The following is a 13,307-nucleotide window of genomic DNA, read 5'->3' on the forward strand; positions in this document are numbered from 1 at the left end:
TAGGCAAGCTTGCTTTCTCCTCATTCATCTGTTTCGTTGGAAAAAACTCGAAATAGGAAACTATTCCTTCATTTTTTCCGCCTTACAGCTAAACGAGGATTTAAGCATGAATAATCCGGCTTAAGGACTATTTTTTCTATTCCTGCACCAAGGCACCAATTTCCCCGGTTAGGCGCTTGAGCTCCATCTGGCTCTGATTTACCAGATAGGCCGCCTCCAAATACCGGATAGCTGCTTCTGCCTGAGAACGCTGGGCCTCCCTTAATTCCACAAAGGAGCTCTTCCCGATTTTATAGCGTTCAAACATATATTCCGTATTTTCACGCGCTACTTCGACATTATCTTTTTCAACTTCTACCAAAACCACATAGCTGCTATAATCCTGAAAATTTCTCAAAATATTGGATTCCAAAAGCTGCTGTTGATCCTGCAGCGCAATGGCTGCACTTTCCTGTTCAATCTTCGCCCGTTGAATTTTTCGCTTCACATCACCGGCTCCATAAATATTCCAGCGCAAAGTTAAGCCGCCATCAAAACCCATGGTTTGGGTATAAGCCATTACTCCGGCCTGAGAGGCATTCCGATTATAACCGTAGGATAAGTTCGCGTCCAGGGTTGGATAGCGCTCTGCCAATACCTTCTTCCGCTCCAAATAAGCAATGGTTTCCTGACTATGAGCAGCCATGAGCTCTGGTGACATATTCAAGCCACTCTCCAGCATCTGATCCACACTCAAATCCTCCAGATAAGTAAACTCAAAGGCCACCGCATAAACGGACTGCAAATCCGGAATCCCCATCAGGCGGTTCAACTCAGTGCGCAAATTATTGATCACCGCAATTTGCCGCACCACCTCAGAACGGTCCGCATTAAAATCCACCTGAGCGGCCAAAAACTCCGGACGGGAGGCCTTTCCGATGGAGTACTTATTTTCAGATATTTCCAGTCGCAAAGCGGACAGCGCCTGTTTCTCCTTAATGACGCCCAGCTTATGCTCTTCTAAAGCCAGGGCCAAAAATACATTGCCTATTTCTGCCAGTTTTGCATTAATGGCGGCCTGCAAATTATAATTCCCCTGTTGTTCGAGCGCCTGTAGCTGATCATAAGCCGCAAACATTTGCAAACCATCGAACAATCGCCACTCTACGCCAACATTGGCATTATAACGATGCGAACGCGCTCCGTAAATGGTATTGGCATCGCGCTCCGAGTCATGGAAAGCCTGTTCGGTATTATTCACCGACCCATTCAGTCCGCCGTTCAGGTTTACCCTGGGCAAAAATCCGGCATTCCCCAAAGCCACCTCATTGGTTAACAAGCGTTGACCATTACGCGAAAGCTGTAATTCAAAGTTATTCTCCAGGCCAATCAGCAGGGCTTCCTGCAATGTCAGGCGAATACCGGTGGAGTCCAGTTCCTCCACCTGTGGCTGAGCATATGTCCGGAAGGCCAGAGCTGTTACCGCCAATATTAAAATCAATTTTTTCATGCCTTCATCTCCATTTCTTCTTGCTCCAAAGCTTTCAGCGCCTCGGCGGTTTTATTTCTCTTTTTACTGAAATAGCTATAGAAAGCCGGGATTAAATAAAGCGTCAAAATGGAGGCAAACAACATGCCCCCGATTACGGAAATCCCCATGGCCTGACGGCTTTCGGCTCCTGCACCCGTGGCTACTGCAATGGGGATAATTCCCAATACCGTGGACAAAACGGTCATTAATACCGGACGAAAACGGGCAGTTGCCCCTCCGACAATCGCTTCATAAAACGGAATACCTTCCTCTTTTCGCTGATTAGCAAACTCCACAATCAGAATGGCATTCTTGGTGACCAGCCCCACCAGCATAATGATTCCGATCTGAGAGAAAATGTTCAGCGTTTGTCCGCAATACCAAATGGCAAATAAAGCTCCAACAATGGCCAGTGGCACCGTCAGCAAGATGATCAAAGGATCAATAAAACTTTCGAACTGCGCACTCAACACCAGGTAAATCAGGATAATGGCAAACAGCAAGGCAAACTGCAGGTTGCGCATACTTTCCTTAAATTCCTGCGAACTACCGGCCAAACTGGTGGTGAATCGTTCATCCAAAGTCTGTCGGGCAATATCCTCCATAATCTCCAGGCCATCACCCATGGTATAGCCTTCGGCCATATTCGCTGAGACAGTGGCGGAAATTGCCCGGTTATAGCGGTATAATTTCGGTGGCATGGAGGTTTCTTTTAGATGCACCACATTGTCCAGCTGAATCAATTCACCGGTTTTCTGACTGCGCACATATAAGGACCGGACATCTGTCGGGGAACTACGCTTCTCCCGCATAATCTGCCCAATGATTTCATACTGTCGCCCTTTCATCAGGAAATAATCGTAACGCTGCCCACTCAATGCCAACTGCAAAGTAGAAGCAATATCACGAACCGAAACACCCATATTCATGGCTTTTTCCCGGTTGATAGACAAATGAATTTCCGGCTTATTAAATCGAAGGTTAATGTCTGTATAACTAAACTCCTCCCGACCATTCAACTCATCCATAAAGTCCGGCAATTTATCCACCATATCTTCAATACTGGTGGCTTGCAAGACGAAATTGACATCATTCTTACCTCCTCCACCGGAAATTTTGATGGAAGGATCCTGCTGCACGAAGGACTTCGCACCGGACATGGTATAGAGTTTAGTCGCTACTTTTCTTGCCAAATCCCGCTGATCATCCGGACGCTCGTCCGAGGGCTTAAGATAAACCCTGGCCCAGCCCTGATTCACCGAACCGGAACCATAGGCCGAGGAAGCCATAGACACGATACCTCTCAGGTTTTCTTCCGGCACTTCTTCCCGAACGGCCTCTTCTACCCGATCAATATAATCATCCATATACTCAAAAGTGGCGCCTTCCATGGCGGTGGAGCTCACCCGGAAGGTATCCCGATCCTCCAAAGGGGACAGCTCTTGCTGAATTTCTCCATTCAGCCACACCAAACCCACTATGCTCAAAATCAAAATGGGAAACGCCTGCCAGCGATAACGCATAAAAGCATTTAAAGAACGTGCATACCAATCGTTCAGCTTTAGGAAGAGTGGCTCTGTTTTGGTATAAAACCAACCAGGATTCTGCTTCTTCTTCAACAACTTGGTACAAGCCATTGGCGTGAAAGTCAAGGCGACAAAAGAAGAAATAATCACCGAACCGGCCAGCACCAGGCCGAACTCGCGGAAAAGCTGTCCGATCATTCCATCCAGGAAAATAATCGGCAAAAATACGGATACCAAAGCCACCGTGGTGGAGACTACCGCAAAGAAAATCTCCCCGGAACCTTTCAGGCCGGCCTGCAATGGAGGCATGCCGTTTTCAATTTTGGTATAAATATTTTCCAGCACGACAATGGTATCATCCACCACCAGCCCAATGGCCAAAACCATGGCCAGGAGCGTCAGTACGTTGATGGAGAACCCCAGAATGTACATCATGAAAAAGGTACCGATCAGGGAAATGGGGATAGTGGTCAAGGGAATCACCGTGGATCTCCAGTCCCGCAGGAAGGCGAAAATGATCAGTGCTACCAGGGCCAGGGCGAAGTAAATACTTTCCTGCACTTCCCCGATAGACCGTCGGATGAATTTGGTTTTATCAAAACCGATATCCAGCTTCAAATCCTCCGGAATAATCTTTTCAATGGTTTCCAGACGGTTATAAAATTCATCTACAATCTCAATCGCATTCGCTCCCGGCTGTGGAATTAAAACCAAACCTACCATCGGCACGCCATCTCTTTTCAAAACCGCCACTTCGGACTGCGGACCATATTCTGCTGTTCCCACATCTCCGAAACGGATCACCCCTGTTTCATCCTCAAACAAAATCAGATCGTTGAATTCTTCCGGGCTAGATAATCGGCCCTGCGTTTTCACGGCAAATTCGGTGGTCATTCCCTCTACCTTTCCGGATGGCAATTCCACATTGGCGGTTTGCAAGGCATCATAAACATCCAGAGCTGTCAGACCATAAGCGGCCATCTTGTCCGGATCCATCCACAAACGCATTGCATACTGCTTGAAACCCCAGATCTGCACTTCGGCCACATCCGGTATGGTTTGTAAACGTTCCTTCATCACGGATTCGGCATAATAACTCAAATCCAACAGGGAACGCTTTTCACTACTCATATTCAGAAACACAATCGGATCGGCATCTCCATCGGCCTTTCGAACTACCGGCGGATCACAATCTTTCGGCAGGCGCCTTTGTGCACTAGATACTTTATCCCGCACATCATTGGTGGCGGCTTCCAGGTCCATCCCCAGTTCAAACTCTACCTTGATATTGGATCGCCCTTCCAGAGAGGTTGATGTCAAACTCTTAATTCCGGGAATCCCGTTCAGTTGCTCCTCAATCGGCTCCGTAATTTGTGCCTCAATCACCTGCGCATTCGCTCCCGGATAGGAGGTCTGCACGTTCACAATCGGGGGATCCGTTACCGGATACTCCCGCACCCCCAAAAAGCTGAAACCCAGCACTCCGAAGATGATGATGATGATGGACATCACCGAGGCCAAAACCGGGCGCTTAATACTTGCTGCTGATAAACTCATGGCTTCCCTCTTTTAAGCGTCCACTTCTTTTACCAAAACCCTCATCCCGTCTTTTATCTGGTGAAGTCCGGAGATGATCACCCGGTCAGAAGATTTCAAACCGGAAAGAATTTGTACTTTATTTTCTGTGCGAACCCCGAGTTCCACTTCACGCTCCTCCGCAACGCCCCCGTTGAGCACATAAATTTTATGTACATCAAGCTCGGGCACTACCGCATAGGTGGGCAATAACATCGCCTCCTCAAAGGAGTTCAACACCACCTGAATGTTGGCAAATTGCCCCGCAATCAGGCGATCACTGTTTCGGCTACATCGGGCGCGGATCTTCAAAGAACGCGTGGACTCCTTGATATTAGATTCCTGTGCATATACCACTGCTTCAAATCGTTGGGTCTGCCCAGCGACTGTGAAGTAAATTTTCTTCCCCGGACGCATCTCTAATGCGTATTTTTCCGGAACGGAGAACTCAATTTTAGCCACATCCATATTAAACAGACTGGCCACCACCACATTATTATCAATATATGCCCCTTCACTGACAAAGCGCAAACCTATTTTCCCATTAAAGGGCGCATAGATCTGAGACTTGCGAATCAAGGCTTTGGTATGCTGAATATCAGATTGAATAGCGAAAAGCTCATTCATACTAATTTCATATTCCTCTCTGGAAATAGCCTCCTTGTCCAACAATTGCTTTTGGCGTTCTGATGTTTTTTGATTCAGCTCCAGCGTATGTTTTTGCTTACTCAATAATGCTTTCAAATCCTCATTATTGGTCTCCAAAAGTAAAGTCCCCTTTTTCACATACTGCCCTTCCTGAAAATGCAGGGCGGTAATCGTTCCTGAGGATTCACATCGAAGGTCCACACTTTCATTGGCCATCACGGATCCAGCCACTTTGAAAATATCATCTATCGTATTCTTTTCCGGAATCATGATCCGGACAGGCAATACCTTTTCTGCTTTCTTTTCGGCAACAGGAGACAAGTCTCCCTCTTCCCAAAACCGGGCTACTCTTGAATAAGAAATCATTACCACTACCACTAGGGCTGCCGCCCCGAGGATGGTCCACTTTAACCGTTTTTTCATTAGTCTAACAAAGGAGGATTTAGCTTTCGATCCGGATTTGACCATTCAGACCCGAAATCGATTTCACTTACAAATATAGCGGCCACCCTCACATAAAGACAAACGAATCCCCCTTTAATGCGCAATGGAAAATAGTTAAATAAATGTTAATTTCGCAAACCTAACCCTATTCTAATCTCGATCTCACTAAAATAAATCGTGAACATTGAAAATTTTACATCCAGAAAATCAGCGCAATAAATTCGGCTAAATCCCTAAAAAAGGTCATAAACGAAACCAGAGAAAAACCTACCTAATTTGAAATACAGATTTCAATAGTCCATCTACTTATAATACTAACACTATACTTTACAGGAAATTAACAAAGCCAAATTTCCGATTAACATGATTAACAAAACGGTTAAGACACACCATAGAACCCCTGTCATTTTAATTTTTCAACAACTTTCCCTCAACACATTCTAATCATCTGGATTCAAGTAGGCAAATGCCTGTCTTCCCAATAGAAATAATAATCCCTGCCTTTTATGACCACCCGAAAGCGATGCACGATTTCGTCTCCCTTCCAATCCTGAAAAACAGATTCCAACCAACTCCCTTCAGCTGTTTCCTTTGCGGCAAAATCTCCCTTGAATAAGGCTTTGTCAATTTTTAAAAAATAACCCTCCTCTCTTTTTTCAATAAGTGCAGGATGAAGCCCGGCAAAACCACAGTTTTCCGTATTATCAAATTGGGTATTGAGTGAGATGTATTTCATTTGGCGAAATTAAAAATTCCCACCGACAAGGAGCATCAGCTACCTTACATTCCTCGTGGAAAGCCGGATATTAAAAAGCGGACGAGCCTCACTGTCCGCTTCCTTATCTATTTGCTTTGAAAAGCTTCAATGAACTTTATAATATCTTCATACTGATAGCGCCTAGCCAAATCAAGGGGAGTATCTCCCTCATAATTTTTCAAATCGAGTCTTGCCCCAGCTTCCACCAAAATCTTTGCTGACGCTGTATTTCCATGCCAAATGGCATCATGCAATGGTGTATAACCATTATTAAGTCCCTGATCATTTATAAATCTCATCGCGTCGGGGTGCTGCACCAATAAACGAGTTACCTCAGGGTTTCCTTTATAGGCAGCTTTATGAAATGGAATGGCATTCATCATATAGCCTCGCTGACCGATATCTGCTCCAGCTTCCAATAACATTTCTACTATATTTGGGTAATTTTCCCGTGATGCCACCAATAGTGCGGAGTGACGATCATTTCCGCTACCAATCACCATGGACTCCGTATTCACGGGAGCGCCACTATTTATCAATGCCTTCACTTTATTTTCCTTTTCCTTCAGGCTCAGTTCCTGATCAATGACTACCTGATAAATTTCCTGATCCGCAATACGCTGATTCAGTTCAGCCTCATAGTCCGCTAGAATTTTTAATAAGGCAGTATTTCGAGCAACATCATTTTTATCCGGATTTTTATCTCCTCCTCCAATCATATTTTTCGCCATCGCACCGCCATGTGGTGATCGCGCATAAATATTAATATCCTCGGCCTTTAACAATGCTCTCATATTTTCTCCCTTACTGTACCAACAAGCCACCATTAAGGGAGTATGTCCAGCGCGTGGTGTATGTAAATTCACAAAAGCACCATGCGCTAATAAAAGAGCGATCATTTCAGGAGAATCACACTGTGCTGCAATATGTAATGGTGCATTTCCCATTTGAGGATCCAGTTGATTTACATCGGCGCCATTTTTCAACATAGCCTCCACTTTATCGATTTGATTGTCCATCACGGCCTGATGAAGCTCGGGCATACCAGAAGCAGTCCTAAGGCTCTCCGCCTCCTCCAAAGGTGACTCTTCCGGGGACGTTGGCTTGGCATTTTCACAAGCCATCAATAAGCCAAAAATGAAAGCCAATAAATAATGAAACAACTTAATCATAGTCTGAATTATATTTAAAATTATCTATTAAAATAAACACCACACCGACATATGGCTTTACCCAAATATTGCGTCAACTTCCTCATTCTTTCTTTTCCCCTACCCCTTCGGCTTCCATTAATTCCAATACGTAATTTCGAATGGCTTCAATGATGGGGATGGCGGTCATTCCCTTGTCGGAAATAGAATACTCCACTTTTTTGAAGGGAACCACCGGGTACGGCTTCCGATGAATAAATCCCTCCCGCTCCAATTGGCGCAATTGACCGGTCAATATCTTATCCGTTATGCGGGCAACGTTTTTTTCCAATTCACCAAATCTAATGATTCTATCCTTTAACCGTCAGAGAATGGGCATTTCCCAGATACCACCTGTACGACCCAGTGTAAACTCAACCGGCTTATGGCAAAGCTTATTATCGTAGAGAAACTCAGCTGTAACAACTTGATTTACAGCATCACTCCCCAAAAAGCAAGTATATATCGATTGGGTAATCATATAGTGTAAGGTAAGTCTATTTTCTAATTTTATTCAAATATAAAGGCAAAAATCAATCCTCTCCCCCAGACCATAGACAAGCAATCATCCTCCTGAAAAAATCTAATAAAATGACGTTAATCAAAGCAAATCACCACTATATTCATGCGCAGGGCATGTCGATCAAAGGAAAAATGCTTATGGTGACCAGCAGCCCTGCTATTTCCACACAAACCACCTGGCCAATTGGCTTTTAGTCTGCAGGACTAACGCATCCGATGCGTGTTTTTCAGGAAGCCGGCTATGAGGTAGAAATTGCCTCTACTCATGATGGTATAATCGAAAGAGACACCTTTTCCATACCCTTGGACAATAGTGGATATCCCCCCCTAATATCATCTGTCTGGGATTTTAGCATATCCCCTCATTCCTCCAATTACTTGAGAATACGAAAAAAATCGACGCATTATCGGCCGCTGATTATGAGGCCATTTCCCTGGTTGGTGGTCAGGGCCCAATGTACACTTTCCGGAGAAACAGATCCCTGAAAACTTATTTGCCAGATTCTATGAGGCAGGTAAGGCCAGCGTAGCAGTTTGCCCTTCCACGAGCTTGGTATTGGAAGCCCGAAAAAGCAATGGAGAATTAATCGTAAAAGGCAAAACGCGGACAGGATTTTCCTATGAGGAAAAAAAATTCGCCGATCAGGCAGTAGTAAAAAAAATCAATCCTATTGAATTGAGGAGGAAGCCCGCAGGCTCGAAGACACTCTCTTGAAGACGGCTACTCCTTTCTTGGCTTATGCCATTAGGAACGGCAACCTGATCATTGGCCAATAGCAAAACTCCGTTGACGCGACTACCTGGAGGGTAGTTGATCTTCTGAACCAAAAGATTCCGCAAGCATGAGCTATTCCTCGATACATTCTAATCATCTGAATTCAAGTAGGCAAATGCCTGTCTTCCCAATAGAAATAATAATCCCTGCCTTTTATGACCACCCGAAAGCGATGCACGATTTCGTCTCCTTTCCAATCCTGAAAAACGGATTCCATCCAACTCCCTTCAGCCGTTTCCTTTGAGGCAAAATCTCCCTTGAATAAGGCTTTGTCAATTTTTAAAAAATAACCCTCCTCTCTTTTTTCAATAAGTGCAAGATGAAACCCGGCAAAACCGCAGTTTTCCGTATTATCAAATTGGGTATTGAGTGAGATGTATTTCATAAACTACTTTTTTATTCTAAATCCAGCATCACAAAACCATATCCGGCTCCAAAAGGTCTAAAAAATCAGCTTCATCTCCCTGCTCCTCCTCATCCTCCGAAACTACACATTCCTGCACGGTATAGAGCAAAGCCATAGTATGCAGAAAAAAATAATCCGCCTGCCTTTGATCCAACTTCACCCCTACTGATTCCCAACCGTAGGCCAAAGCATGAGCCAAGACCTTAACACTACCCAAGCGGACACCTCTGATATATACATTAATGGCTTTTTTACGATTCTTCTTTACCGCAGCAAATAATCGGGGCAATCGATTCACTTCTTTCTTATACAGACAAACAGCAATATGCTCACTTTTTTTTTCTAATATCACCAGCCCTTCTGACCACAAAACGAAAAATAGATAATGGAGCAAGGGAATACACTGCGCCCCAAGCTCAGCAATTATTTTGTTCGCAAAAGATTGTAATACTGCTTGACGGCTCATCATTGCTGTTGCTATGACCGAAAAGGCTTCCATATTTTTCTTTTTTATCTGCCCGATCAACTCCACTCCCTCCTCGATATTACGAAAACCGATCATACTCAAGTCCAGCATATTTCTTTTTTTAAGTTTCCGAAAGTTCGCATTTATCTTTCAAATAACGGCCATATCATAAAAAAAGCTTGCATTATATATGGCTCTGGATCAAGCCTCCCCTTTCCCGAATAAGATCTAAGCCGATTAAAGCATGTTTCAGTCCTCATCTAGCTAGCTACAAAGCGAAAAAAATGAAGGAATAGTTCCCTGTTTTGAGTATTATCCAAGGAAGCAAATTAATGAGGATAAAGCAAGTTTAGCCAAATATAAGCAGTTAAAAACCAGCAATCCCACCGGAACACACTAGCAACAAACCCTTAAGATCTTCACTATAAATCTAGTAGTGAATAAATTGGATAAACGTGCTAAGACCTGCATGTCCGTTTCTTTTCATAATCAAACTTCCGCTTCTTTCCCATTCACCGGAACACCATAAACGACCAAGGGCATGCCGATCATCTCCAATTCAAACAAAACCTGCATTCCGTTTTTCCTTGCCACATGAGCAGAAGCTTTATTTTCAACATGGATCAGCGAAAGGAGTCTATCTGTCTCCAAATTTTCCATCCCCCACTGCTTGATAGTCTTGGCAATCTCTGTCCCATATCCATTTCCCCAATATTTCGGTTTTAGGGAATAGGCCACCTCATATTCCAACCGATCCTGATAAGGACGAGGCAAAATACCTCCCATACCGATCAAATCCCCGTAGTTTTCAACTCTACTGCCAAATGACCAAATCCAAATTCCTCATATCTGCCCAGCTGCTTCTCCACCCACTCCTGCGCCAAAACCTTCGGGCTTTTGCCGGGATCCAATCCCAGAAAAGGCAAGCGATCATTATTCATGAAAAATGCTTCCCAGGAAGGAATATCTTCCAAATGGAGTTTCCGAAAAAGTAATCGTTCGCTTTCTTGCTGGAAATAGCTCATAGTCATTGATTGAGGTTTATTCTAAGCGACAATATATGGAAATCAACATAAACTACAACTCCTCTTCTTTCCCAAAAGGCAGAATAAAGAGCGGACGCTCATTCGATTTTGGGGCTTAGCAGGGACGCAAAGACCCGTGGTGAGTTTTTGTTTCCTATTGCTCATTTCGTGCTGGAACGGTGGAGAGATTTTTTTAACCGCGAATTACACTAATTTACACGAATTATTGTAAGGTTGCTTTTGTGGAATGGGTGGCTGCGGTACTTTCCATTACTACACAGTGGCCTTGATCAATTGGCGAAAAGCCATAGGATCTGCTGCCGATGAGAAGTCATCACAGCATTATTTCCACTACATTAAAATCTATTTCTGACATGGTACAAATAATGCCTTGATGAATTCCGGTAGCAGGTTCGATGGCTCGCCAAAATTGATCACAGCCTTGATTTTTTTGTTTCGTTTTTTATCAAGAAAAAATGAAAAGAAAGGTTCAAGGAATGTATTTTTGGAACTACGGATTACACTAATTAGTGTTTGAGGATTAGGAGTGATGATTTTAGCCACGAATATCCCTAATGTGCTCGAATGTTTTTTTAGAATAGGGGCATTGATGAGCCATAAGTGATGTTTTCGAAATATAGTGAAGAAATTTCCAATCCAACAGGACGGCCTTGATCAATAGGCGTAAGGAGAATGGTTAGGTTGTCGAATTAGAATGCTTCACAGTGACATTTCAACTGATCATTAGCTAGTTTACAGCTCTTCGCAAATGTCGTCTTGATGGATTCCAACAACCGGGACATTTTCCCGCCAGAATTGATCACAGCCTTGATTTTTTTGTTTCGTTTTTTATCAAGAAAAAATGAAAAGAAAGGTTCAAGGAATGTATTTTTGGAACTACGGATTACCCCAATTCCACTAATTAGTGTTTGAGGATTAGGAGTGATGATTTTAGCCACGAATGTCCCTAATGTGCTCGAATGTTTTTTTAGAATAGGGGCATCGATGAGCCATAAGTGATGTTTTCGAAATATAGTGAAGAAATTTCCAATCCAACAGGACGGCCTTGATCAATGGGCGTAAGGAGAATGGTTAAGTTGTCGAATTAGAATGCTTCACACCGACATTTCAACTGATCATTAGCTAGTTTACAGCTCTTCGCAAATGTCGTCTTGATGGATTCCAACAGCCGGGACATTTTCCCGCCAACATTGATCACCGCCTTGGTTTTTTGTTTCGTTTTTTATCAAGAAAAAATGAAAAGAAGAAGGAGAAAGTGTTGCATTGCAAAATGATTGCAGGGTGTTTTGGGATGCCTGTTTCTGGCAATGGGTTTTAGAAATGGCTCTCAGGAGATAAGGGATGAAGCAACATAATGAAGTGGATTTATGAGCGGAGGCTCATTCGATTTTGGGGCATAGCAAGGACGCTAAGACCCGTGGTGAGTTTTTGTTTCCTATTGCTCATTTCGTACTGGAACGGTGGAGAGATTTTTTTAACCGCGAATTACACTAATTTACACGAATTATTGTAAGGTTGCTTTTGTGGATTGGGTGGCTGCGGTACTTTCCATTACTACACATCGGCCTTGATCAATTGGCGAAAATCCATAGGATCTGCTGCCGATAAGAAGTCATCACAGCATTATTTCCACTACATTAAAATCTATTTCTGAAATGACCCAAATAATGCCTTGATGAATTCCGGTAGCAGGTTCGATGGTACGCCAAAATTGATCACAGCCTTGATTTTTTTGTTTCGTTTTTTATCAAGAAAAAATGAAAAGAAAGGTTCAAGGAATGTATTTTTGGAACTACGGATTAGCCCAATTCCACTAATTAGTTTTTGAGGATTAGGAGTGATGATTTTAGCCACGAATGTCCCTAATGTGCTCGAATGTTTTTTTAGAATAGGGGCATCGATGAGCCATAAGTGATGTTTTCGAAATATAGTGAAGAAATTTCCAATCCAACAGGACGGCCTTGATCAATGGGCGTAAGGAGAATGGTTAGGTTGTCGAATTAGAATGCATCACAGCGACATTTCAACTGATCATTAGCTAGTTTACAGCTCTTCGCAAATGTCGTCTTGATGGATTCCAACAGCCGGGACATTTTCCCGCCAACATTGATCACCGCCTTGGTTTTTTGTTTCGTTTTTTATCAAGAAAAAATGAAAAGAAGAAGGAGAAATGAAAAGAAGAAGGAGAAAGTGTTGCATTATATAAAGATAGAAGGGTGTATTGGGCTTCAAATATCTATCGGTGAACTTTAGGATAATTTCCAAAAGGTTTGGGATGTTCAGCTCAAATTTAATGGAATTAAGTGCGTGTTTAAAAGCAGACCATCCGGCTGCAAACTCGAATTATTGGAAACGATTTTGGATAATTCCTCAACAAGAGCGATGCTATTCTCTCAAAATAATCGGGTATCGCGCCTGCAATAATCAAATTTTCGCTACGAA

The 13,307-nt window shown here is 43.4% G+C and carries 11 protein-coding genes; 1 reads left to right on the plus strand and 10 read right to left on the minus strand.

Annotated features, from left to right (window positions below; all coding sequences use genetic code 11):
• Positions 1–136: 136 nt before the first annotated feature.
• The 6 genes from NG22_RS08635 to NG22_RS18125 form a co-directional block, all read right to left on the minus strand.
• Positions 137–1,489, minus strand: coding sequence for a TolC family protein (locus NG22_RS08635; RefSeq protein ID WP_053405379.1), 1,353 nt, complete (start codon positions 1,487–1,489; stop codon positions 137–139).
• The gene (locus tag NG22_RS08640) at positions 1,486–4,593 is read right to left on the minus strand and encodes an efflux RND transporter permease subunit (RefSeq protein ID WP_053405380.1); all 3,108 of its coding nucleotides are present in this window, start codon (positions 4,591–4,593) and stop codon (positions 1,486–1,488) included. Before NG22_RS08640 ends, NG22_RS08635 begins: the two co-directional genes overlap by 4 nt.
• Before the next feature lie 12 nt (positions 4,594–4,605).
• Positions 4,606–5,682 (minus strand): efflux RND transporter periplasmic adaptor subunit, encoded by a 1,077-nt coding sequence (locus NG22_RS08645; RefSeq protein ID WP_053405381.1) that lies wholly within the window; start codon positions 5,680–5,682, stop codon positions 4,606–4,608.
• A 475-nt stretch (positions 5,683–6,157) separates the two neighbouring features.
• On the minus strand, positions 6,158–6,439 hold the full coding sequence (locus NG22_RS08650) for a hypothetical protein (protein WP_053405382.1): 282 nt from the start codon (positions 6,437–6,439) through the stop codon (positions 6,158–6,160).
• A 107-nt stretch (positions 6,440–6,546) separates the two neighbouring features.
• The gene (locus NG22_RS08655; RefSeq protein ID WP_053405383.1) at positions 6,547–7,632 is read right to left on the minus strand and encodes an ankyrin repeat domain-containing protein; all 1,086 of its coding nucleotides are present in this window, start codon (positions 7,630–7,632) and stop codon (positions 6,547–6,549) included.
• A gap of 82 nt (positions 7,633–7,714) precedes the next feature.
• Positions 7,715–7,960 carry a winged helix-turn-helix transcriptional regulator gene (locus NG22_RS18125; protein WP_367379244.1) on the minus strand — a complete coding sequence of 82 codons (246 nt, stop codon included), beginning with the start codon at positions 7,958–7,960 and terminating at the stop codon, positions 7,715–7,717.
• A 281-nt stretch (positions 7,961–8,241) separates the two neighbouring features.
• Here NG22_RS18125 and NG22_RS18205 point away from each other — a divergent pair, with 281 nt between their 5' ends.
• Positions 8,242–8,367, plus strand: a complete 126-nt coding sequence (locus NG22_RS18205) for a hypothetical protein (protein ID WP_301280965.1) — start codon at positions 8,242–8,244, stop codon at positions 8,365–8,367.
• Between the two features lie 683 nt (positions 8,368–9,050).
• Here NG22_RS18205 and NG22_RS08670 read toward each other — a convergent pair.
• The 4 genes from NG22_RS08670 to NG22_RS08685 form a co-directional block, all read right to left on the minus strand.
• On the minus strand, positions 9,051–9,332 hold the full coding sequence (locus NG22_RS08670) for a hypothetical protein (protein WP_053405384.1): 282 nt from the start codon (positions 9,330–9,332) through the stop codon (positions 9,051–9,053).
• A 28-nt stretch (positions 9,333–9,360) separates the two neighbouring features.
• Positions 9,361–9,930, minus strand: coding sequence for a hypothetical protein (locus NG22_RS08675; protein WP_053405385.1), 570 nt, complete (start codon positions 9,928–9,930; stop codon positions 9,361–9,363).
• A 378-nt stretch (positions 9,931–10,308) separates the two neighbouring features.
• Complete coding sequence (locus tag NG22_RS08680; RefSeq protein WP_253275721.1) at positions 10,309–10,605, minus strand: GNAT family N-acetyltransferase; 297 nt, start codon at positions 10,603–10,605, stop codon at positions 10,309–10,311.
• Between the two features lie 5 nt (positions 10,606–10,610).
• The gene (locus tag NG22_RS08685) at positions 10,611–10,850 is read right to left on the minus strand and encodes a GNAT family N-acetyltransferase (protein WP_157600946.1); all 240 of its coding nucleotides are present in this window, start codon (positions 10,848–10,850) and stop codon (positions 10,611–10,613) included.
• Positions 10,851–13,307 lie beyond the last annotated feature (2,457 nt).

This window comes from Persicobacter sp. CCB-QB2, assembly GCF_001274635.1.
Taxonomy (GTDB): Bacteria; Bacteroidota; Bacteroidia; order Cytophagales; family Cyclobacteriaceae; genus Persicobacter; species Persicobacter diffluens.